This window comes from Pseudomonas sp. LP_7_YM (assembly GCF_004364435.1).
GTDB lineage: Bacteria > Pseudomonadota > Gammaproteobacteria > Pseudomonadales > Pseudomonadaceae > Aquipseudomonas.
On record NZ_SOCT01000003.1, the window covers coordinates 394,661 to 417,170 of the forward strand.

Genomic DNA, 22,510 nt, shown 5'->3' on the forward strand with positions numbered 1-22,510 from the left:
AGGCGCATCATGAGGCCATCAAGGAAAAGATTATGTTGATACTCACCCGTAAAGTCGGCGAAAGCATAAACATTGGTGACGACATCACCGTCACTATTCTGGGCGTGCAGGGCTCTCAGGTCCGGCTCGGCATCAACGCGCCCAAGAATGTTTCAGTGCACCGTGAAGAAATCTACAAACGTATTCAAGCCGAGATAGCGCCGGGCAAAGAGGCACAATGAACCAACCGGTTCATCTTCTTGGTAAGTAAGTCTGCTGCTCACTGGCAGCAGACAAAGATTGAACGGCGTACACCCAGACGCCGTTTTTTTGTGTGAACTTTGGATCCATCAAACCTCACTGCCGTTATCCCTTCGCTAACTACCGCCGTGGCGCTTTATTAAATAATCGCCATTACGACTCGTGATATCCCGCCCTCGCTGTTTGCCTGGTCGGTCGAAATGCGCGCACCGCAAACGCAAGCGGCCGGTATTGCGCAAAATACCGGCCGCCAGGAGAGGGAGGTCAGGGGCGCATCAACGTGAAGGCAGATGCTCGACAATTTTGTCTTTGGCGAGCAGACGCTTCTCCTTGAGCTTCTTCAGCTCGTCATCCGAGACATCGTTCGTTGATCCGTCCTCCACCTTGACGATATCGGCATCGATCGCTTCGTAGTCACTGACCAGCTTATTGAGTTGGGCATCCTGGCTGCGTTGCTTGCTCAGCTCATCTTTGGTGATACTCAAATCCGCGTACAAATCGTGCTTGACCGGCATGGTTCGCTGCTCCTCTGATTACTGATGTCCAGTTATTGAGGATCACGGGCAGATAAGGTTCGACATTTCTGCCAGAGGGCTTGGTAACGGGGCAGAAGAGCGAATTTTGACATGCACAATCCTGTTCAAAACGTTAGGGTGTGATCCGACATAATTCCAAATAATTTCAAGGATCGACCCATGACTTTATCCTTTGCCCGTTCCATTCTCGCAAGCGCTCTGACCCTGGGCCTGGCTTTCGGTTACGCCGCACCTTCCCTGGCCGAGCCAAACAAGCAAGTGCAGGCTGACGCTGAGCAGTCCAAGGCCGAAGCGCTCAAACTGCTGGAGCGGCTGGTCAACATCGACACAGGTTCGGGTTATGAACCTGGCCTGACACAGGTGCGCGACATCGTTGTGGATGAATTGAAGAAGCTCGGCGCGAGCATCGAAACCATTCCTAACACGGCGCCGGACAAAAGCAGTCATGTCGTCGCAACGCTCAAGGGGACTGGCAAAGCGAAAATCCTGCTGATGGCGCACATGGACACCGTGTTCAAGGAAGGCTCGGCTGCGGACCGTCCCTTCACCATCAAGGAGGGTCGTGCATATGGCCCTGGGGTGATGGACGACAAGGGCGGGATTGTTGTTGGTCTGTACGCGCTGAAAACGCTCAAGAACCTGAACTTCAAGGATTACGCTCAGATCACCTTTCTGCTCGACGCCAGTGAGGAAAGCGGCTCCATGGCCGCAACCGAGCTGATTCAGAAGGTCGCCAAACAGCACGACGTCACTCTGAACCTTGAGCCGGGTCGGCCCGCCGATGGCCTGGTAGTGTGGCGTAAGGGCAGTGCCAACGCCGTGGTGGAAGTAAAAGGCAAAGCCTCCCATGCCGGCGTTGCCCCGGAACTGGGCCGTAACGCCGCGATGGAAGCCGCGCACCAGATCCTGCAACTGGGCCAGCTGGGGGATCCGGAGAAAAAGACCACGATTAACTTCACGGTGATCAATGCCGGAGATCGCATCAATGTGATTCCGGACCAAGCCACCGCCAAGGCAGACGTGCGCGTAGCGGTGCCGGAAGAGTTCGACAGGATCGAAAAGGACCTGGCGCGCGTATCGGCTAACAAGCTGATACCCGAAACCGAAGTCACGACACGGCTGGAGCGGGGCCTGCCTCCCATGCCGCAAACCGCCGAATCGGACAAGCTGGTCGACATCGCTCAAGGCATCTACGGTGAAATCGGTCGCAAGCTGACCATCGAAGGCAGCGGCGGCGCAGCCGATGCCAGCCTCGCGGCCGGTGTTGGCGTGCCCACGCTCGACGGGTTTGGCATCGTGGGCGGCAACATTCACACCCCGGAGGAGTACGCCGAAGTGGACAGCGTTTCGCCGCGAATCTATCTGCTGACCCGAATGATCATGGAACTGGCAAAACCCAAAGGTTAAACGTCCCTGAGCGGTGGAAACGGGTGTCAGGGAAAGATCATGCCCGCCGTACGGCGGGTCTGGGCCGCCCTTGAACGCAAGGCCCAGGCCCTGCCTGCTTCGCTTCATGGCTGAAGTCTCAGGATGGAACCCCCGAGCACTGTTGCCCGTCCGCAAGCTTGCACGCAGCATCAAGGCTGAGCGTTGGCCAATACTGGCCAGAGGAACGGCCCAGGCTGCTCCTCACGGTTGCCAGACTGGTTATGGTTGGGATTGACCGAAGGAAGACTCATCTGCTGCAGCCGTCTGATCACCGCGTCAATCACAGCGCGACTGGCGTCATGGTGGAATTGCCAGACGCCATAAATGCGCCCGTCGAACGACGCCTCACTGCCCAGGCGCGGATCGACACCCAAACCGGCGCCAAGGCCAAACAGATGCAAGCCATAAAGTCGCTGCCCATTAACGTCCAGCGGGCAGCCGCAAGCGTCCGAGTCGACACCGCCCTTGACCTCCATCAGACGGATAGGGACACCCTGCGAGTCCTTCATCGCGGGCAATAGAGGCTGATAGCCGGTGCACTGCACTACAACTTCGGACTCGGCCAGCGCTTGACGAGCGCTTTGCAAATGCCCCTCCGGGCCCTGTCGGGTCTGGAGCAGCTGCACGCGGACCGCGGTTTTGCCAATGCGCCCGTTCGCCATTGCCTCGCGCCCGATATCGAGCGCGCGATATCGCAGCCCGCCGGAGCGGTTGACTCGCCCGGAGACCGGACAAATGTCTTTTAGCGGGTCGAAGGCGTAACCCGCAGCGACTGCAGCCTGCGCTGTCTCGTAAAAAAGTCGGATCGGCGAGCGGTGTATCAGCGTCACTTCGCGCAGACCGGCGAACTCCAGCGCGTCGGCAAGGTTTTCAAGCACGGAGAACGCGCTATGAGAACCTCCCACCACACTGACCCGGCCCTCACGCGCCAACGTGGCCGCAAAATAGTCGCGCAACTGCACGCCGTTCATGCGCAATAACGCATCCGCACTCAGCACTTTGGTGCAAGGCGAAACAGCAAGGCCTTGATCGGCAAGACTGTCAAGAAGATGCTGGGGGTCCTGCCTGCCTCCCAGATTCAAAACCAGCGCACGGCAGCGGATGCGTCGGGAACGCCCTTCGGACTCGACCCAGACATGATACTCATCGTCCAGCTTCACGATTTCGGTGATGGTGGCGCGAGTCCAGAGCTTCACACCGTAGTGTTTAACAACGAAGTCTAGGACCAGGATCGATGCCTCACTCAACAACTCGGCAACATCTGCCAGCTGCGGCGCGTTTTGCGCCTGACGCCGAATGCGCCAGTACGCGGGTGAGCGCTCAAGCGGTTCGAACACGTTGCGCAATGCCGGATCGCGCAGACAGTCCAGGAACACATCACCTACCGAGTTTGCCGTGACCCGGTAATCTCCCAACCGACCCGTTCCAGGACGAGGACTGGCATCGACAATAACCAGACCCCGCCGGGCCAGTTCAGGCATCGAGCCACATTTTAACGCGTTAAAGAGCAGCCCCATGCCAGCCGGTCCGGCGCCCGCTATAACGCAGCCGCACACGCTTTCCAGATATTCTCCATGCATAACGTTGACTCCGAACTTAATCGATGCGTTGAGCAAACCTCGGGGGAGTGCTGAATAACAGCCACTCCTGACCGCTCGTGCTGATGTCACTTCCTTTTTATTGATCTGGATATTTACAATGAAATCAGATCTTAAAACAGTCTGATACACGGTATAAACAAGCGTAGAGGCACCTATTTAAAGAGCCCTGCTGCTGACACAGCCTCTATTATTTTATGAACATATGACTTGATCAAAAAAACCAGCACCTTTCACATCATTTTATCTCTCCGAAATCAGCGAGTTGGCACATATACCGGTGATTATTTTATAATACATGCCGACACTTGTAACGACACTATTTGCGTAAACGAAGCGAAAGAAAGTTACTTAGACAGGCAAAGCAACTGCACAGTGACAACCTAATACGCACTTACATAGTTTCAAAAAAGCTCACACCTGTCAAACATCCGCTAAATTGTTAAAATGAAAAAATCAGCATGTAAACTATTGATTATATTGAACTTGCATTTTTTGACGCCAGCTTTTCGTTACAGCGCGTCGGCGTCATGCGAATTTAAAATCGAAGAAAAACGGGTAATTGTTGTCCTCACCTATACGCCAACAAGGACGACCGCAATAACTGGAGGTGATAGTTGACTTCTTGCGTGTCCTGACGTTATGGATTGGAGGCTGTAACGGGAATGGCCAATAACATTGTTGATGGGTAGAACAGTTGGCTGGCGCGGGGCTGTCAAAAAAGTCGATGCACAGTCAGCCATAAGCCAGCTTCACAGCCGATAGACGGTCGCACCCTCTGGCGAAAAAAAAGAACTATTTCAAGACGATCCGGCTCCATTGTCGGGCTTATGCTTGCCTTTGAACAGACAGAGAGGTCGCTACCATGAATGCTGAGAAAAACCTTCGGTCCAGCATTGCCGAAATCGATTATTCGCGTGACACACTGTTCGGTCCCATTCCCATGCAGGCGACTTGTCGAGTAAGGCTCGCCACTATCGAACACGACGGTCATACCCTTCGCGAACTGACGATTATTGGTGACGTGCCCGACTACCTTTCCAAGTCATCCATCATACGGATCGCACTGGATGGCAGGATCGAAGCGGGCCCGGTACTGGACCATTACGCAACCCGGGACAGCGGCAAGGAGGAATTTAGACTGGTGTTCGAGAACGAGCATCGGCGGCGGATACATTGATCGCGAGGGGGGCTGCGATATTCGGGCAGGATCGGGCAGTCAGCGGGGCTGGATAATGGGACGCAGACCGGAATGAGCATCGGCATGCAGGTCTGCGCCATGAAGCACCAACACGTGATTGGTAGGCCCCTGCCGTTCAGCATCAACACCTTCTACCGGTGAAAAACCTTCAGCTTTCAGTTCTTCCTGCTGGCGATAATGCAAACCCTCCAGCCTGGGTGCGGTATCCAGAACCGGATCGCTCGGCAAAAGACGCTGTCGCTCCAGTGCTGTCATGGGCGGTTGAAAAGCCGCATTGCGAGCCTCTAGCCGGTGCAGCATGACCAGAATGGCTGCCACGCATACCAACGCCACGACTAACAACAAAGAGACGCCCAGCATCACCTTGCGCCGGCGCGGCATCCGTTTGAATTTTGCACCCTGTGAAAATCCCCAGGCGCGCTCGGGCTGGTTCTCTTCCATGCATTCCCCTTGAAATCGAAATCCGCGTTTTACGCGGCACTAAGATAAAAGGTAAACGAGTGCTTTGCCACAGCCTTTTTCTGTCTCGTGCATGCAAGAGACTCGACTGCCGCCCCGGCGCTTAACCAGCGGCGCAAGGTCGCGATTTCAGAAGCGGGTGTGTCAACGTTTCAGTGGGCAACGCCATTCTCTCGGAATACGGCTCGCGCGCGTGAGGATCAAGACGTGGACAGTGGTCATGAATGCTTGCGCAAGCCAATGATTAAGAATGTTAAAGGGGGAACCGCAGGTTTCCAGCTTTTGATAAAAACGCTATGAGTTCATTGATGAAAAACGCTCATAACACTACAGCATCATGAGCGTATGTATTAACGGCTATACGTTTTGCTCCGATGCTTAACTGGCCAATGCGTGCTGTGGCATCTGCTGCATCGCTTGCAGGTCAGCGCGCAGCTTTAGAATCAACTCACACAGCGCACGGCTGGTGTCCAGTTTATCGAGTTTGATACCTGTGGCCAACAGCTCAACGCGCTCGGTAACGGGGTCGATGACCTCGACTTTCATCGCACCGTCCATCACTGTGCAATTACAGCGCACAGGCAGAAATGCCTTTTCCACAATGCTGCGCAATTCAAGGTTCGAAAGAGTGCATGCAATCACCGCAGTATCCTCCTGAGGCAACCTCTGTCATCACACGCACAGTTTGTCGCCTGATTTTTATCAGTAGCTTCCATGAATAAAAGTAACTGTTTATTCGGGCCATTAACCTCAACGGTTGTAGCGCACAATTAAGTTATACGCTGCGCTTCCCTGCGAAGCAAACCTCACCCCTGTCGCCTTCTGGCGGAGTAATAGTTATGACGGCGACTTGAAAAAACGTTTCACCCCTCATAAAAATGGCAAACGCAGGTAAATTATCTGGAAGTACACAGAATCAGGCTTGTAAAAAGTAATTTCCAGGCCGTTTCACGCACCATTCTTTCGTCGGCTGCCGCGCTGTAACCGACGAATGACATGAGTGGCGCTTCAGGCGTGAGGCAGGCGCAGATGGATCAGGGCGACCCGATTGCCACGCTTGTCCTGACGTTCTTCGATAGCGAAGGGCTTGAAGCCCAGCTTGGGATAGAAAAGCAGCCCAGGCACGTTATGGTTGAAGCACGAAGCTGTTAGTTCCTGAGCCTCATGCTTGCCAAAAGCCAGCTCCATCATGCAACCGATCATGTAACGGCCTACCCCCTTGGAGCGAGCATACGGGGCAATAATGACATTGCCCATGGAGCAGCGACCGCGAAAGTCATAACGAGAAAAATTGGCAAATCCCACCACTTCGCCATTCAACTCAATCACCGTGTTGTCCGAACGCTGTTCGATGGAGTTGCTTAACTGAGCAGGCGTAAGCGGGAAGACCGCCTTGGGGAACATATAGAAAAGCTCGTCAACACTCTGCGGCATATCGCAGATCGCAGGGATGTCTTTCTCTTCCAGGGGACGGTGCAGGAACATAACGAAAATACCTCTCGAAGAAACCGATACAGGGCGCAATTCACTGCGCAACCTCAAGTCCAGCACTGACGTGTAGGCACCACTGCTTGCGGGCTTACCCTCTAACGGGTGATAGCTCCCTCAGTGCCGTGCAGCTCTGATCCTATCGGACAATTTTCTGAAGGGAATGTGCCCGAGTGTTTCATTAACATTCATCGGCACACGAAAAGCGCGCCGCAACCCTATGATCAGGCTGAACTTATCCTGACCGGGCAGAACGCCCGTGCAAAGCGGACCATTCATGCAATTTGCATGAATAGAGGATCTTTAGGCATTTATAACCCCTTGATTTTAAATGTTTTTTTAATTTTTCATTGCTGGCATAACGAGTGCATTATCTACAGCGATGTCACAACACCATTCGCACGGAGCAGCACAACAATGAATGTCACCCCCGATTCCTATTCTGCCGCAGTAGAAGAACCCTCCAATGTCTCAGGTGTTTCCTGGGGCGCAATTTTCGCCGGTGCCGCAGGCGCCGCAGCCCTCTCCCTGATTCTGATCCTTCTGGGCTCGGGCTTGGGTTTCTCGGCGATGTCGCCGTGGGCCAATGAAGGCGCCAGCGCAAAAACCATCGGTGTGACTACCGTTGTCTGGTTGGCGCTGACCCAAATCATCGCTTCCGGCCTGGGTGGTTACATTGCCGGTCGGCTTCGCGTGAAATGGTCGAACATGCATGGCGATGAAGTGTACTTTCGCGACACGGCGCACGGCTTCCTTTCATGGGCAGTAGCAACGCTGGTTGCTGCTGTGCTGGTCGTCGGTTCGGTAAGCGGCGTCGTGGGTAGCGGCGTGAAGGCCGGCGCAACCGCCGTAGCAGGCGTAGCCGGTACGGCTACTGTTGCTGCCGGTTCTGCGGCGAAGAATACCAGCCGCGACCAATACGGCTACTTTGTAGACACCCTGTTCCGTGACGACCGCCCTGCTGCCGTCAATGATGACGCAGCACGTGGCGTCGTAGTGCGTATCTTCACCAAGACCCTGGCCAACGATGGCCAACTGGCTGCCGAAGACCGCACCTACCTTGCCCAATTGGTCGCCCAGCGTACCAATCTGAGCCAGGCCGATGCCCAGGCCCGTGTTGATCAGGTCTATGGTCAGGCCAAACAAGCAGTTGCAGATGCCAAGCTCAAAGCTCAACAAGCGGCTGACGCTGCTGCCAAGTATGCCGCGATGACAGCACTGTGGACCTTCGTTTCCCTGCTGTGCGGTGCATTCGCTGCGAGCCTGGCCGCAATCTGGGGTGGCCGTCGTCGTGATGCTGTGACCTACGTTGAAACCCGTGCCTACACCACTAATTCAAACATTCGCTGATCAAGGAGAAAGACTATGCGCTCACTACTTCTGTGGTTCCTGGGTATCCCAATCCCGATCATCATCCTGATCGCCCTGTTCGTGCACTAACAGCGTCGTAGACAATCCGCGCAGCGCCTTTGAACCAAGGCCTGCGCGGATTTTTTTTGCGTGCCAAAACGTCCAGCCCGGTAAGACACTCGATTCGTATCGTCAGATCCCGCTGAACCAGTTGTAGCCCTGGTCTTCCCAATAGCCGCCCGGATAGTCGTTGGTTACGAAGATCTCGACGATATGCTTGGGGTTCTTGAAGCCCAACTTGGTCGGAACCCTGACCCGCAGCGGATAACCAAAGTCCGGGGGCAATGCCACTTCACCGAAGTCCAGCGCCAACAGGGTTTGCGGGTGCAAAGCGGTGGGCATGTCCAGGCTTGAGTAATACCGGTCGGCGCATTTGAAGCCCACGAATTTTGCTGTGGTGTCCGCACCTACATGCTCAAGAAAGGTCTTCAGCGGTACCCCGCCCCATTGCCCTATCGCGCTCCAGCCTTCGACGCAGATCAAACGGGTGATATCACTGCGTTGCGGCAACTCGCGCAAGCCTTCAAGACTCCACGCACCCTTGTCACGCACCAGCCCCGAGACGCCAAGTTTCCAGTCGGCAACGTCCAGATCCGGGATGTCATCCTCGCTGTAGAACGCATTGAACGGAAATGGGTTTCGGATTTGCGCTTTGCTGAACGTAGGTGCCAGTTTCTGACCGCTGAACAGCCACGCCTGGACCCTGTCATTCCAGCGCGACATGCTCCACAGCACCTTGTCCACCTGATCGCCATCCTGCAGGTTGCAGCCACTGAGCATGGCCATGGCGCCAACGGTCAAGCCGCCCTTGAGAAAGTGGCGACGCTGAAGGCTTTCCAGCTGCGTTTGTTGGGCAGGCTCCAGCCTGACGCGCGCGATGGCGCGTTTTTTCGGTTCAATCATGTTCGACCTTCCCGTCATCTACCGTTCTAACCCCGCCCGCAATCATCGGCAGCAGGGTTTTGGGTACCAGCAACACCAGTACCAAATGCACTACGGTGAATGCGCCGATCGCCGCCATGGCGCCAAAGTGCACAAAGCGCGCGAAGTCATAACCGCCAAGAAGGGCGGTCAATTCTTGTAATTGAACCGGCTTCCAGATCGCCAGCCCTGAAACCACGATCAGCACCCCAGCCGCCAGTACCAGCCAGTACATCAAGCGCTGCACGGCGTTGTAGACACCCTTTTCGTGTTTGAGACCAAAGCGCAACGCATCAAGCAGATCGCGTTTGACGGTATTCGCAGTCACCGGCAGAAAGTCACGCTTGAAGTGCCGACTGAAGACCCCGTACAGCACGTAGATAAGGCCGTTGATTACCAGCAGCCACATCACCGCAAAGTGCCAGGCCAGCACCCCACCGAGCCAGCCGCCCAGAGTGAAATCCCGAGGGAAGGAAAAACGGAACAGCGGGGAAGCGTTGTAGATGCCCCAGCCGCTCATGAACATGCAGACCATGCCAAAAGCATTGACCCAATGCGTCAGGCGGATGGGCCAAGGGTGGACTCTGATTTTTTTCATGGAATTCCTCCGGCCGCAAACCTGTGGGCGCAAATGCATTCGCGAAAAACCCTACAGTCGATAGAGATGTATCGTCTGTACCGGCTTTTCGCGACCGCATCCGCTCCCACAGAAGTGCGCCAACCGTCCATTCAACGGTGATTCAAATGAACGGTTACATCGGCGGCTGGAAGCCATCCTTGCCGACGGCTACACCGCGCGCGGTTTTGCCATCTTCAGCGGGGAAAACCACGATCTTGGCCCCTTTGACCAGTTCATCGACCTTGCCTGCCTGCACATAAGCGATCGGCACATCGTCCGGCACCACCAGCTGCTTCTCGCCACCCTTATAGCTCACGCTCAAGGTACGGCCATTGGCCTTGGTCAATTTGCCCACGGTGCCATTGGTCATGGTGCCGGTGCTGCCGTCAGCGTTCTGCCAACCATAGTGCCCTTCGCCACTGCCCTTCAGGCTCGCTTCAAACACAGTCACTTCCAGTGCTTTGAGCGTGCCGTCGGCCTGAGGAGTCGCTGCAGAGCCAATGAAACTGTCGGATTTGATCGACTCCACGTCGGTCTTCGACACCAGACGCACGCCGGTCTTGTCGGTCAGGCCAATGCTTTGATGCACGCCCGCGCGGGTGGTGAAATTCAGGGTGTTGCTGTCGACGCTGTCGACCGTGCCGCGCAGTGGCTTGATCAGCGGCATGTCGGCAGCAGATACCATCACTGCCGCACTGAGTGCGAGCAAGCCGAAGGTGGCGGACAGTGCAGTCTTCATTTTCATCGTGACGCTCCTTGAGGGCAGATATGCGCAATGGAGATTGCGCATTGAATGACTACCATACTCTTCCCGCGACCGGCACCGGACAGTGACCGGACGATGACATTTTTGTCATCCGTGGCGCAGTGCTCATCCCGATCTATCAATGACAAAAATGTAACCGTGCGCGCGCTGGCGGTTGGTTACACTGCGCAATCGACGTGCTGACCCGTCGTTCCCTGCCTGCCTTGAACCGCCACTACCTGATACGGCGTCCGGCGACGCCTCCCATGACGTCAAGCGAGCCTCATTCACGATGCACATCCTGTTGATCGAAGACGATACCAAAACTGGCGAATACCTGAAGAAAGGTCTCAGCGAGTCCGGCTACAAGGTCGACTGGGCCCGGCATGGCGCCGATGGGCTGCACATGGCATTGGAGCAGCGCTACGACCTGCTGGTGCTGGATGTGATGTTACCGGGCGTGGATGGCTGGCAAATCATCGGGATCCTGCGCGCAAAGCAGGACGTGCCAGTGCTGTTCCTCACCGCACGCGATCAATTGCAGGACCGGATTCGCGGACTGGAGTTGGGCGCCGACGACTATCTGGTCAAGCCGTTTTCCTTCACCGAACTGCTGCTGCGCATCCGTACCATTCTGCGGCGCGGCGTGGTCCGCGAAGCCGACCACTTTCATTTGGCCGATCTCGAACTGGACCTGCTGCGACGTCGGGTGACCCGGCAACAGCAGGTCATCACCCTGACCAACAAGGAGTTCGCACTGCTGCATTTATTGCTGCGCCGTGAAGGCGACGTGCTGTCCAGGGCGCAAATCGCTTCGGAAGTCTGGGACATGAATTTCGACAGCGACACCAACGTGGTCGACGTGGCGATCAAGCGCCTGCGCAGCAAAATCGATATGCCCTACCCCGTCAAACTGATCCATACCGTGCGCGGCATCGGATATGTCTGCGAGGTACGGCCATGCGAGCTCGACGCCAACCCTCTCTGACGCTGCGCTCGACCCTGGCGTTCGCAGTCGTTGCCATGCTCGCCGTTGCCAGCGCCGGCATGTACCTGTACGAAAGCATGAAGGCCGCGGTCATGACCCGCAGCGATCATGCCGTGCTGGCGCGCCTTGATCACTTTCGCAAACTATTGCAATACGACCTGACCCTCGACACGCTGCAAAGCAGTCCTCAACTGTTCGAGAACATGCTCGATAGCGAGGACGACATTTTCGTCATCGCAGAACCCGGCAAAGCCCCGGTGATCATGGTCAATCCGCGCCACGCGGCGCTGCCGCAAACGCCGATAGTCAAGGTCGATCAACCGTTGAGTGCCGCCGATCTTCGCAGTGGGTGGGTCAACCCGGATGTGCCGATGCGCGCTGCCACGGTAGAAGCGCTGTCCGGCGGCAGACTCGTGCACCTGACCGCAGCCCACCTGGCGGTCAAGGAAATGGCCACGCTGGCAAGCTTTCGCAATCGAATCCTGTTTTCCATCGCCTTGGCGTTCGCCCTCACCGCCGGGCTGGGTTATCTGCTGCTGCGTAGGGGCCTGCGCCCATTGCGCCGCATGGCCGAGCACGCCGCTGCCATCACTCCGGCGCGGCTCGACAGCCGCATGGACAGTCGCGACACACCGGTCGAACTTCAGCAGTTGAGCAACGCCTACAACGGCATGCTCGACCGGCTGGCCGACGGTTATCAGCGCCTGACGCAGTTTTCTGCCGATCTGGCCCATGAGATTCGCACGCCGGTAGGTTCGTTGATGGGCCATTGTCAGGTAGCGCTTAGACAACCGCGCACCGCCGATGAGTACCAATCGCTGCTGGCGTCGAACCTTGAAGAGCTTGAGCGAATCTCGCGAATGGTCGAAAGCATCCTCTTCCTTGCCCGGGCCGATGATGCCCAGGCGGCGTTGAATATTCAGGCGCTGGACCTAGCCGAAGAACTGCAACGCGTGACGGGTTATTTCGAAGGCCTGGCCGAAGAGCGGCAGATGACGCTGCATGTCTCAGGAGAGGGACAGTTGAAAGCCGACCCGCTGCTGCTGCGCCGGGCCCTGAGCAATCTGGTCGCCAATGCGATTCGGTACGCGGACGAAGGCAGCGGGATCGACATACGCGTGGCCTGGCGCGCCGAACATTGCCGCATCGAGGTAGAAAACCAGGGGCCAATCCTGAGCGAATCGGCCCTGGACAAATTGTTCGGCCGTTTCTACCGCGCCGACGCCTCACGCCATCAAAGCTCGGACTCCAACGGGCTGGGGCTGGCGATTGTCACAGCCATCATGCAACTGCACGGCGGCGAGGCGACAGTGGATCAACCGGCACCAGGGCGTATCTGTTTCGCCCTAGTGTTTTGAGCGCTGCAGCCAGCCCCAAGTCCGGCCCTTTTTAACTGATAACGTGCAGCCCAAAATTCGCCGCTGCTTTCACGCCTGCTTTTCGTGGGAGATCTGCAGCTTGTAGAAGGTCGCCGCTCCGCCCTCCGATGTATACCCGGTGTTGTCCTGAACATAGACGCCAGCCTTGAAGTACAACTGCCGGGTGCTCCAGCTGGCGTCGAGTTTGGCGCTCCATTGCATGTCGTGAGCATCGACGGAAAGGTCACCGGCAGGCGTCAGGTGGATGACGTAACTGAAGCGTTCCTTGAGCAGCACGCCAGTGGCGATCTGAATCACCTGCGGTTCGGATGTTGGCGTGAGGCGAAATTTGCCAACGATGTTGCCGGTTTTGGTCTTGTCCTTGTACTGGTACTCGAGCTTGAACAGCGGCTCGGTGCTGCCGTAACAGTGGATCTGACCGATAACGATCTTGCCGGACGAGGGCACCTGATCGACGCTCAGCGCCGCGCGCAAATAATTGTCCGCCTGGCTGTACATCCAGTTGTGCGCGGTGCCATTGGCGTAGGTTTCCCGCAATTCCGTGCGGGGATAAATGGCGTTGTCTGTCTTTGACCCGGTCACTGGCGCCCAGAAGAACAATGTGTCTCCTGAACGGAAGTAGCCATCCTCATAACCGCTGGTCAGCGTCGGCGTACTAATGGTGACTGCGGGGGTACCCACAGGTTCGGAAAGATTCCAGGTCGCGAGGTCGATCATCATGCCGCTCTTGGGTGCGCGCTGCGCACCAGCAAAGGGGGTGTCTGGAACAGGCGTGTACACCGTGGTTCCTGTCGCCTTTGCTATCGGCTGAACCGGTTTTTCTTTAGCCCGCTCCGCAGTCAAGAAACCGTCGAAATCGATTAAATTCGAGCAGCGATATCATCTGGGCATTACCTGTTTTATCCCAGCCAAGCTTTAGGCCGATAGCCAACACCCGGAAATGGCGGGACACACGCCTTTTACTTGACGTCATTTTTTTGAACAGGCAAGAGAGAAAATAGAAGTAAAGGTTCAAGCTTAAAAATATTTACAGACAGACGGTCGTTATATCGCTTTCTTCCTCGCCATCAAGGGCAATTTGTCCTAAAGGATCCTTAGGTACTTTTTGTAATTTTCATTTGACGAAATTAGATTGTTACAGGATATTAATAGTTAGCATCCTAATAGTACGGCGACTAATCATTCACCGCCTAATCAAAATTCTTTGTCGATTACCAGTGGCACCTTCATGACCCTAGATTCACTACAAATGCACATCACCGGCGGCGTGGTCGCAGCCTCTCGCCAATGGCGCCGCGTGTGTCAGACCACGTTGATGAACTATGGGGTGTCCGAGGCCTGCGCAGGGCCGTTGCTGATGATCGCCAGATTGGGTGAAGGCGTACGCCAGGTGACCGTTGCACAAGCATGCGGGCTGGAAAGCCCGTCACTGGTGCGCCTGCTCGATCAACTGGGCAAGGCCAATCTGGTGCAACGCACCGAAGACCCTACCGACCGCAGAGCCAAGGCCCTGAGCCTGACTGATGAAGGTCGCACGCTTGCAGATTCTATTGAAGAAGAACTAATTCGCCTGCGTCGCGATGTGTTCAGCGACCTCAATGCCGCGGATCTCGAAGCCGCCCTGCGCGTGTTCAAGGCGTTCGCCAAAGCCAGCCCGATGGGGCCGGAGCTGTCATTTTGAAAGACATGTTCCAGGGTTTCTTTCAAGGCGTGCCGCCTTCTCGAGATTGGTTCTACGGCGTGCGCACTTTTGCCGCGTCGATGCTTGCGTTGTATCTCGCGCTGATCTTCGAACTGCCCCGCCCCTACTGGGCGATGGCGACCGTTTACATCGTTTCCAGCCCTTTTGTAGCACCCACTAGTTCCAAGGCGCTGTACCGCGCGGCGGGGACCTTCCTCGGCGCTGCGGCATCGGTGGTGCTGGTGCCGATGTTTGTGCAGACGCCCTTGCTGCTGGCGGTGGTGATTGCCCTGTGGACCGGTACCCTGTTGTTTCTGTCATTGCACCTGCGCACGGCCAACAGTTACGCGCTGATGCTGGCGGGCTACACCATGCCGCTGATTTCTTTCCCGGTGGTGGACAATCCTCAGGCGGTGTTCGACATCGCCGTGTCGCGGACCGAAGAAATCCTCCTCGGCATCGTCTGCGCCGCCGTGGTCGGTGCAATGTTCTGGCCGCGCCGCCTGGCACCGGTGCTGGTCGACTCCATGGGCAAATGGTTCAAGGATGCCTCGACCTACAGCGACCTGTTTCTTGCCCGCGCGGCCTCGCCGGAAGCCGTCGGCGCCCTGCGCACGGCCATGGTCGGCACCTTCAACAGTCTGGAACTGATGATCGGCCAGCTGCCTTACGAGGGCACTCACCGCCAGACCGTGCGCAATGCCAAGGAACTGCGCGGGCGCATGATTCATCTGCTGCCGGTCATCGATGCGCTGGACGATGCACTCTGGGCATTGGAGCGCCGAACCCCGGAACTGGTGGCCGATCTTGCGCCGTTGATCCTCGAATGCCGCGATTGGGTTGAAAACGCCCCGCAAGGCGCGCCGATCGAATACTGGCAAGCCCTGCACAACGAACTGGAGCGCTTGCAGCCGACACCGGCGCAGCTGGATGACCGTCGCCAACTGCTGTTGTCCAACGCGCTGTATCGTCTGCGCGAATGGATCGACCTGTGGCAGGACTGCCGCAGTCTGCAGTTCGCTATCCAGACCGATGACCACCGCCCCTGGCGCGCGGTTTACCGCCACTGGCGTCTGGGGCGTCTGTCCCCGTTTCTCGACAAAGGCATGATGCTGTATTCGGTGGCCACATCGGTCAGCGCGATCATTGTTGCCTCGGCCCTGTGGATTTTGCTGGGCTGGCAGGACGGTGCCAGCGCCGTAGCGCTGGCGGCGGTATCATGCAGCTTCTTTGCCGCGATGGACGATCCGGCGCCGCAGATCTACCGTTTCTTTTTCTGGACCATGCTGTCGGTGGTATTCGCCAGCCTTTATTTATTCGTGGTATTGCCGAACCTGCATGACTTCCCGATGCTGGTGCTCGCATTCGCCGTGCCGTTCATCTGTGTCGGCACCCTGACCGTGCAGCCGCGCTTCTACCTGGGCACCCTGCTGACCATCGTCAACACCTCGTCCTTCATCAGTATCCAGAGCGCTTACGACGCCGACTTTCTCAACTTCGTGAACGCCAACCTCGCCGGCCCCACGGGTCTGGCGTTCGCCTTCGTCTGGACCCTGATCGTGCGGCCATTCGGTACAGAAGTGGCAGCCAAACGCCTGACCCGGTTCGGCTGGCGCGACATCGTTGCGTTGAGTGAGGAAGCCACCCTGGCCGAACACCGGCATATGGGCGTGCGCATGCTTGACCGGCTGATGCAGCACCTGCCGCGCCTGGCAATCACCGCACAGGACACCAACATCGCCCTGCGCGAAGTGCGCGTGGCGCTGAACATGCTCGACCTGCTGGCGTACATGCCGCGGGTGCATGAGGTGCCGCGCCAGTTGCTGCGTCAGGTCGCGACCGAAGTCGGCAATTATTTCCGCGCCTGCCTCAAAACCCGTGAGCGTTTACCTGCGCCCAAAGGTCTGTTGATGACCATGGATCGCGCGCGCCGCTCGCTGACCTTTGACTGGATGGGCGATGACGAATCGCGTCTGCATCTGTTGCATGCCCTGAGCGGCCTGCGTCTGGCACTTCTGCCGGGTGTGGAAATCGTTGATGCTCTCGCCGAGCAAGAAGAGCAACCGCCGTATGGCATCGATGGAGCACCCTTGTGATCGGTGATCTGGATATTGGCGGGATTTTCCTGCCGACCTTTCTGGTGCTGATGGGCATCACCTATGTGGTCTTTCTGGTGGTTCACGCCGTGTTGTTGCGTGTCCACTTCTACCGCCTGGTCTGGCACCGGGCTTTGTTCAACGTCGGTCTATACGCTTTGCTGCTCGGCGTCGTGGATACACTCAGTCGATACCTGATGAAATGAAGAAACCTCTACTGACTCTGGGCCGCGTGGTCCTGACATTGCTGGTCATCACCCTCGCCGCCTTTGTCGTCTGGCGCATGGTGATGTATTACATGTACGCCCCCTGGACCCGCGACGGTCATATCCGTGCCGACGTGATCCAGATTGCCCCGGACGTCTCTGGCCTGATCGAACAGGTTTCGGTCAGCGACAACCAGGCGATCACCAAGGGGCAGGTGCTGTTCACCATCGACCAGGACCGCTTCCGTCTGGCCTTGCGCCAGGCGCAGGCCACCGTGGCCGAGCGCAAGGAAACCTGGCAACAGGCCCAACGCGAAAACAAGCGAAACCGTGGCCTGAGCGATCTGGTCGCCCGCGAACAGCTGGAAGAAAGCCAGTCCAAAGAAGCCCGCGCGCTCTCTGCATTGAACGAATCGCAAGTGGCGGTAGACGCCGCTCAGCTGAACCTTGATCGGTCGGTGATCCGCAGCCCTGTCGATGGATACCTCAACGACCGTGCCCCGCGCACGCACGAGTTCGTCAGTGCCGGACACCCGGTGCTGTCGGTGGTAGACAGCGCCTCGTACCACATCGACGGTTATTTCGAAGAAACCAAGCTGGACGGCATTCACATCGGCTCACCGGTGGACATCCGCGTGATCGGCGATAACGCAAGGCTGCGCGGCCATGTGGTGAGCATCGTCGCCGGTATCGAAGACCGTGACCGCAGCAGCGGCTCTAACCTGCTGCCCAACGTCAACCCGGCGTTCAGCTGGGTGCGCCTGGCGCAACGGATCCCGGTGCGTATCGCCTTCGACGAAGTGCCGATGGACTTCCGCATGATTGCCGGGCGGACCGCGACCGTGTCGGTCATCGATGACGGCATTGCCGACAAGCATCCCGCCACCCCCACTGACACGGGAGCCGCGCGATGAAACCCGGCGTGCGCATCCTGACCGCAGGTCTGGGCTTGCTCCTTTCGGCCTGCACCGTGGTCGGGCCGGATTACAAACTGCCCAAGGACGCTGAGGTCAATCGTCCCGATTTGCAGCGCGAGTTGGCGGGGTCATCGACCAATGTCGTCTCGGCGCCGGTACCGGCCGATTGGTGGCGCTTGTACAACGACCCCAGGCTGGATGCGCTGGTGCAACAGGCTCTGGCTTCCAGCGCCGATCTGCGCGTGGCCGCCGCCAATCTGCAGCGGGCGCGCTTTCAGACCGACGAAGCCGAGGCAGCGGGTGGTTTCAGCGGCAATGCCAAAGCGGGCGCACAACGGTTGCAGGAAGCCGGACAGGCGTACCTGCTGCCGGAAAAAGTACCCGTGGCCAATGTCGGTGATGCAAGCCTGAGCACGTCGTATCAGTTCGACCTGTTCGGCGTACTTCAGCGCGGGATCGAGGCGGCAGAAGCCAGCGCCGATGCGGCCCAGGCTGCAGCCGACACCGCGCGGATCACGCTGGTGGCCGATGTCGTGCGTTCCTATACGCAAATCTGCGCGGCTAACGAAGAGCGCAATATCGCCCTGCACTCGCTGAATCTGCAGCAACAAAGCCTGAACCTGACCCAGCGCCTGCGTGATGCCGGTCGAGGCGACGAAACCCAGGTCACGCGTTCACAGACGCAGTACAAAACCCTGCGTGCTGACCTGCCGCGCTACGAGGCCGCACAAAAATCCGGTCTGTATCGCCTGTCGATGCTGCTGGCCAGGCCACTGGAGCAGTTGCCCAAGGACGTGGCCGATTGCGCCGAGCTGCCACACATCGCTCAGGTCATGCCGGTGGGCGATGGCGCCGCATTGCTCAAGCGCAGGCCTGATGTGCGTCAGGCCGAACGTCGTCTGGCCATGTCCAGCGCCGGGATCGGGGTGGCCACCGGCGAGTTGTACCCTGACATCAGCATCGGCGCCACCGTCGGCACCGTGGGTATCCTCAAGGAACTCGGCGAGCCTTCGACCAACCGCTGGGGGTTTGGCGGCGTGATCAACTGGACCATCCCGTCCAACGGTGCTCGTGCCCGGATTCGCATGGCCGAAGCCTCGAATCAGGCAGCACTGGCGCATTTCGACGGCGTGGTGCTCAACGCCATCCGCGAAGCGCAGACCGGACTCTCGCAGTACACCGCCCTGCTGGAACGCCGTGACGCACTGGTAGATACCGAGTCATCAGCCAGGCAGGCCGCTGACCAGACCCACCGTTTCTTCATGGCCGGCCGCGAATCCTTCCTCGCCGACCTGCAGGCCACCCGTACCTACACCGACGTGACCGCGCAACTGGCGGCGGCCAATACTCAAGTGGCAATGGGGCAGATCGATCTGTTCCTGGCGCTGGGTGGGGGTTGGGAGAATGCGCGGGCGGCGCAGGCAGCTGCACAGTCTCAAGCTGCCGCAGGACAGCCGAGCGAACAGTAATTGCAAAGGGGCAAAGACTTCTGTGGGAGCTTGATCACGAACAGGACGGTACTGCCCCTGCCCCTCAAGCGGGGTGAAACATGGCATTCGTGAGCAGACTAACGCCCACAGCACTTCTGGGGCGCTAGTCAGATCCAGGGCCTGTCATCATTGACGAGAGCAAGCTCACTCTCACATCAGACCTACGCCAGCCTCACTGCGCTTGAAACTTGAGGCTCAACGCTCACCACTGCCGATTAATGGAACCCCTGTCCGCCTGCATTGCCTGACCTCTCTATACACCCATCACCAGGAGGCATTCGATGCGCACTCTCCAACTGGCAGACAAAACCGTTCCCGTCATCGGTCAAGGCACCTGGCGTATGGGGGAGGACCGTCACCGGCGTCAGGACGAAGTGACTGCGCTGGAGTTGGGTATTGAGCTGGGCCTGAACCTGATCGACACCGCCGAAATGTACGGCGAAGGCGGCTCGGAAGAGGTGGTAGGCCAGGCTATCGCCGGCAAGCGTGACCAGGTGACCCTGGTGAGCAAGGTCTATCCGCACAACGCCAGCCGCAAAGGTATTCCGGCGGCCTGTGAGCGAAGCCTGCAACGGATGAAAACCGATTACATCGATCTTTATCTGCTGCACTGGCCGGGCTCGTATCCGCTGGAAGAAACCATTGAGGCGTTCGAGCGGCTGCGTGAGGGGGGCAAGATAGGCCGTTGGGGCGTGTCGAATTTCGACGTCGCGGACATGCTCGAATTGAAGGGCATCGATTCTGACAGTGCCTGTGCCACCAATCAGGTGCTCTATAACCCTGAAGAACGCGGCGTCGAATACGACCTGATGCCCTGGATGCAAACCGCCGACATGCCGCTCATGGCCTACTGCCCTATCGGTCAGGCCGGCAATCTGTTGATGAACCCGGCCATCCTCGAAGTCGCCGAGCGCCATGACGCCACCCCTGCACAGATCAGCCTGGCCTGGGTGCTGCGTCAGGACGGTGTGATCGCCATACCCAAAGCGGTCGATCCCCATCACCTTCGGCTGAATGCTGACGCCGCGAAGATCGAGCTGAGCATCGATGACGAACTGTTGATCGATACCTCATGGCCCGCGCCGTCGCGCAAGAAGCGTCTGGCGATGGTGTAAGAGACCTTAGAACAGCTGCTGCAAGAGCGCGCTGCCACGACGGTCTTTCGGTTGGTGCCAACTCCCAATGGCGCCCTCACTGCGGTATTCCTTGAATACCGCCTATCTGTTCCCGCAACAAATCCAATGCAGTGCTGACCTGCGTCGCATTTCTGTCACGTTTTGCAAAGATCATCTTCACCATCCCATTTCGAAAGGATTGTGAATCATGGCGACCCCGACACTGGCTCACGACTCCTCACGGCAACGCCCCGGACTGAGTGCCCAATTCGGTCGCAAACCCGGTCTCAGAACGATGGTTATTTTCTTCATCGTATTGGGGCTGGGCCTGCTTTATACGATCTTCAGTCTGAAACAGGATATGGACGAGCTGGGTACGGCTGTGGTGACCTGGACCCCGTTCCTGTTGCTCGGCGTCGCGTTATTGATCGCCCTGGGTTTTGAATTCGTTAACGGTTTCCATGACACCGCCAACGCCGTAGCCACCGTGATCTATACCCATTCCCTGCCACCGAATATCGCAGTGGTCTGGTCTGGGGCCTTCAATTTTCTGGGCGTGCTGTTTTCCAGCGGAGCGGTGGCCTTCGGCATCATTGCGCTGTTGCCGGTCGAACTGATCCTGCAAGTCGGCTCGGCCGCCGGTTACGCGATGATCTTCGCCCTGCTGATCGCCGCGATCCTGTGGAACCTGGGCACCTGGTGGCTGGGGCTGCCTGCTTCGTCGTCGCACACCCTGATCGGCTCGATCATCGGTGTGGGGGTTGCCAATGCCTTGATGCATGGCCGCGCTGGCACCAGCGGAGTGGACTGGACACAGGCCACCAAGGTCGGTTATTCGCTGCTGCTGTCACCCTTGGTGGGCTTCACCTGCGCCGCGCTGTTACTCCTGGCCCTGCGCATGTTCGTGAAGAATCGTGTGCTGTACAAGGCACCTGAAGGCAATACCCCGCCACCTATCTGGATTCGTGGCCTGTTGATCGTGACCTGCACCGGCGTGTCCTTCGCGCACGGCTCCAACGATGGTCAGAAAGGCATGGGGCTGATCATGCTGATTCTGGTGGGCACCCTGCCCATGGCCTATGCCCTGAACCGCGCGATGCCAGCGGATCAATCGCTGCAGTTCGCGGCAGTTGCACAGGTCACCCAACAGGCATTGACCGAGGCTGCGCCCTTGCCCGCCCCTGCGGACTCGCGCTTGACGCTGTCCAATTACATCCGCGATAAACAGCCGACTGCTGAACTGATACCGGCCCTGGCGGTGATGGCCGGCAAGATCGGCGATCAGGTGGCCAGCTATGGCTCGCTGGCCAAAGTGCCTGCCGAAGCCACCGCCAACGTGCGCAACGACATGTACCTGACGTCCGAGGTCATTCGCCTGATGGATAAGCATAAGGTCGGGCACTTTGATGCCGATACCCAAGGCAAGCTGCAACTGTTCAACCAGCAGATCGACACCGCTACGCGCTTCATTCCACTGTGGGTGAAGATTGCCGTCGCCATTGCCCTAGGCCTGGGCACCCTGGTCGGCTGGAAACGCATTGTGGTGACCGTTGGCGAGAAGATCGGCAAAACTCACCTGACCTACGCCCAGGGCGCTTCGGCCGAGGTGGTGGCGATGCTGACCATTGGCGCGGCGGACATGTACGGCCTGCCGGTATCGACCACCCATGTGCTGTCGTCAGGCGTGGCGGGCAGCATGACTGCCAACGGCTCCGGCCTGCAGATGCGCACCTTGCGCAATCTGGCCCTGGCGTGGGGGCTGACCTTGCCAGCGGCGATCCTGCTATCGGGCGGCCTGTATTGGTTATTCTCCCGGATTTTCTGAGCAGCACTGCTTCCCCTTCTCTCCTTCCCAGGCGCTTCGGTGCCTGTCTTTTTACTTCGGCTCCCGTAAACCGCCCCGTTTAGACTCCGACAGACATTGTCATGCATTCACTGACTGACAGGCTGTGATTGCGGGCCAACGCGCTCATACACGCAGTCAGTGGGGCGC

At 57.9% G+C, this 22,510-nt stretch carries 22 protein-coding genes; 13 read left to right on the plus strand and 9 right to left on the minus strand.

Annotated elements, in window-relative coordinates; genetic code table 11:
* The first annotated feature begins 32 nt into the window (after nucleotides 1-32).
* Complete coding sequence (gene csrA / locus EC915_RS10830) at nucleotides 33-221, plus strand: carbon storage regulator CsrA (protein WP_133750701.1); 189 nt, start codon at nucleotides 33-35, stop codon at nucleotides 219-221.
* Nucleotides 222-515: 294 nt separating this feature from the next.
* On the opposite strand, the gene EC915_RS10835 is transcribed toward csrA, so the two are convergent.
* Complete coding sequence (locus EC915_RS10835) at nucleotides 516-755, minus strand: DUF465 domain-containing protein (RefSeq protein ID WP_133750519.1); 240 nt, start codon at nucleotides 753-755, stop codon at nucleotides 516-518.
* Between the two features lie 180 nt (nucleotides 756-935).
* On the opposite strand from EC915_RS10835, the gene EC915_RS10840 reads away from it, so the two are divergent.
* The gene (locus EC915_RS10840; RefSeq protein ID WP_133750520.1) at nucleotides 936-2,183 is read left to right on the plus strand and encodes a M20/M25/M40 family metallo-hydrolase; all 1,248 of its coding nucleotides are present in this window, start codon (nucleotides 936-938) and stop codon (nucleotides 2,181-2,183) included.
* Between the two features lie 170 nt (nucleotides 2,184-2,353).
* Here EC915_RS10840 and EC915_RS10845 read toward each other — a convergent pair whose 3' ends face one another.
* Nucleotides 2,354-3,784: a pyridine nucleotide-disulfide oxidoreductase gene (locus EC915_RS10845; RefSeq protein ID WP_133750521.1), complete on the minus strand. Its 1,431-nt coding sequence runs from the start codon at nucleotides 3,782-3,784 to the stop codon at nucleotides 2,354-2,356.
* Nucleotides 3,785-4,667: 883 nt separating this feature from the next.
* On the opposite strand from EC915_RS10845, the gene EC915_RS10850 reads away from it, so the two are divergent.
* Nucleotides 4,668-4,982, plus strand: a complete 315-nt coding sequence (locus tag EC915_RS10850; protein ID WP_133750522.1) for a hypothetical protein — start codon at nucleotides 4,668-4,670, stop codon at nucleotides 4,980-4,982.
* Between the two features lie 39 nt (nucleotides 4,983-5,021).
* Here the strand turns inward: EC915_RS10850 and EC915_RS10855 are convergent, their stop codons facing one another.
* From EC915_RS10855 to EC915_RS10865, 3 genes are all read right to left on the minus strand, one after another.
* Nucleotides 5,022-5,444 carry a hypothetical protein gene (locus EC915_RS10855; RefSeq protein ID WP_133750523.1) on the minus strand — a complete coding sequence of 141 codons (423 nt, stop codon included), beginning with the start codon at nucleotides 5,442-5,444 and terminating at the stop codon, nucleotides 5,022-5,024.
* Between the two features lie 396 nt (nucleotides 5,445-5,840).
* A complete protein-coding gene (locus EC915_RS10860) occupies nucleotides 5,841-6,104 on the minus strand; it encodes a DUF1652 domain-containing protein (RefSeq protein ID WP_133750524.1) in 264 nt (87 codons plus the stop codon).
* Nucleotides 6,105-6,470: 366 nt separating this feature from the next.
* A complete protein-coding gene (locus EC915_RS10865) occupies nucleotides 6,471-6,947 on the minus strand; it encodes a GNAT family N-acetyltransferase (RefSeq protein WP_133750525.1) in 477 nt (158 codons plus the stop codon).
* A gap of 420 nt (nucleotides 6,948-7,367) precedes the next feature.
* Between EC915_RS10865 and EC915_RS10870 the strand changes: the two genes are divergently transcribed.
* The gene (locus EC915_RS10870; RefSeq protein WP_133750526.1) at nucleotides 7,368-8,300 is read left to right on the plus strand and encodes a hypothetical protein; all 933 of its coding nucleotides are present in this window, start codon (nucleotides 7,368-7,370) and stop codon (nucleotides 8,298-8,300) included.
* 192 nt (nucleotides 8,301-8,492) lie between these two features.
* Here the strand turns inward: EC915_RS10870 and EC915_RS10875 are convergent, their stop codons facing one another.
* The 3 genes from EC915_RS10875 to EC915_RS10885 all read right to left on the minus strand — a co-directional run bounded on the left by EC915_RS10875 (nucleotide 8,493) and on the right by EC915_RS10885 (nucleotide 10,639).
* Complete coding sequence (locus EC915_RS10875; RefSeq protein ID WP_133750527.1) at nucleotides 8,493-9,263, minus strand: molybdopterin-dependent oxidoreductase; 771 nt, start codon at nucleotides 9,261-9,263, stop codon at nucleotides 8,493-8,495.
* Nucleotides 9,256-9,879: a cytochrome b/b6 domain-containing protein gene (locus EC915_RS10880; protein WP_133750528.1), complete on the minus strand. Its 624-nt coding sequence runs from the start codon at nucleotides 9,877-9,879 to the stop codon at nucleotides 9,256-9,258. The genes EC915_RS10875 and EC915_RS10880 overlap by 8 nt, the downstream gene beginning before the upstream one ends.
* Nucleotides 9,880-10,033: 154 nt before the next feature.
* Nucleotides 10,034-10,639 (minus strand): hypothetical protein, encoded by a 606-nt coding sequence (locus tag EC915_RS10885; protein WP_133750702.1) that lies wholly within the window; start codon nucleotides 10,637-10,639, stop codon nucleotides 10,034-10,036.
* Between the two features lie 298 nt (nucleotides 10,640-10,937).
* Between EC915_RS10885 and EC915_RS10890 the strand changes: the two genes are divergently transcribed.
* Nucleotides 10,938-11,633 carry a heavy metal response regulator transcription factor gene (locus tag EC915_RS10890; protein WP_133750529.1) on the plus strand — a complete coding sequence of 232 codons (696 nt, stop codon included), beginning with the start codon at nucleotides 10,938-10,940 and terminating at the stop codon, nucleotides 11,631-11,633.
* Nucleotides 11,606-12,991 (plus strand): heavy metal sensor histidine kinase, encoded by a 1,386-nt coding sequence (locus EC915_RS10895; protein WP_133750530.1) that lies wholly within the window; start codon nucleotides 11,606-11,608, stop codon nucleotides 12,989-12,991. Before EC915_RS10890 ends, EC915_RS10895 begins: the two co-directional genes overlap by 28 nt.
* 69 nt (nucleotides 12,992-13,060) lie before the next feature.
* On the opposite strand, the gene EC915_RS10900 is transcribed toward EC915_RS10895, so the two are convergent.
* Nucleotides 13,061-13,729 (minus strand): polysaccharide lyase family 7 protein, encoded by a 669-nt coding sequence (locus tag EC915_RS10900; RefSeq protein WP_133750703.1) that lies wholly within the window; start codon nucleotides 13,727-13,729, stop codon nucleotides 13,061-13,063.
* A gap of 511 nt (nucleotides 13,730-14,240) precedes the next feature.
* Between EC915_RS10900 and EC915_RS10905 the strand changes: the two genes are divergently transcribed.
* The 7 genes from EC915_RS10905 (at nucleotide 14,241) to EC915_RS10935 (ending at nucleotide 22,342) form a co-directional block, all read left to right on the plus strand.
* Nucleotides 14,241-14,693, plus strand: a complete 453-nt coding sequence (locus EC915_RS10905; RefSeq protein WP_133750531.1) for a MarR family winged helix-turn-helix transcriptional regulator — start codon at nucleotides 14,241-14,243, stop codon at nucleotides 14,691-14,693.
* Nucleotides 14,694-14,698: 5 nt separating this feature from the next.
* The gene (locus tag EC915_RS10910) at nucleotides 14,699-16,789 is read left to right on the plus strand and encodes an FUSC family protein (RefSeq protein WP_133750704.1); all 2,091 of its coding nucleotides are present in this window, start codon (nucleotides 14,699-14,701) and stop codon (nucleotides 16,787-16,789) included.
* Nucleotides 16,786-16,995, plus strand: coding sequence for a DUF1656 domain-containing protein (locus EC915_RS10915; RefSeq protein ID WP_133750532.1), 210 nt, complete (start codon nucleotides 16,786-16,788; stop codon nucleotides 16,993-16,995). Before EC915_RS10910 ends, EC915_RS10915 begins: the two co-directional genes overlap by 4 nt.
* Nucleotides 16,992-17,909 (plus strand): HlyD family secretion protein, encoded by a 918-nt coding sequence (locus EC915_RS10920; protein WP_133750533.1) that lies wholly within the window; start codon nucleotides 16,992-16,994, stop codon nucleotides 17,907-17,909. Before EC915_RS10915 ends, EC915_RS10920 begins: the two co-directional genes overlap by 4 nt.
* Nucleotides 17,906-19,381 (plus strand): efflux transporter outer membrane subunit, encoded by a 1,476-nt coding sequence (locus tag EC915_RS10925; protein ID WP_133750534.1) that lies wholly within the window; start codon nucleotides 17,906-17,908, stop codon nucleotides 19,379-19,381. Before EC915_RS10920 ends, EC915_RS10925 begins: the two co-directional genes overlap by 4 nt.
* Before the next feature lie 302 nt (nucleotides 19,382-19,683).
* Entirely contained in the window at nucleotides 19,684-20,517 is an 834-nt protein-coding gene (locus tag EC915_RS10930; RefSeq protein WP_133750535.1) for an aldo/keto reductase, read from the plus strand.
* 208 nt (nucleotides 20,518-20,725) lie between these two features.
* Entirely contained in the window at nucleotides 20,726-22,342 is a 1,617-nt protein-coding gene (locus tag EC915_RS10935) for an inorganic phosphate transporter (protein ID WP_133750536.1), read from the plus strand.
* Nucleotides 22,343-22,510 lie beyond the last annotated feature (168 nt).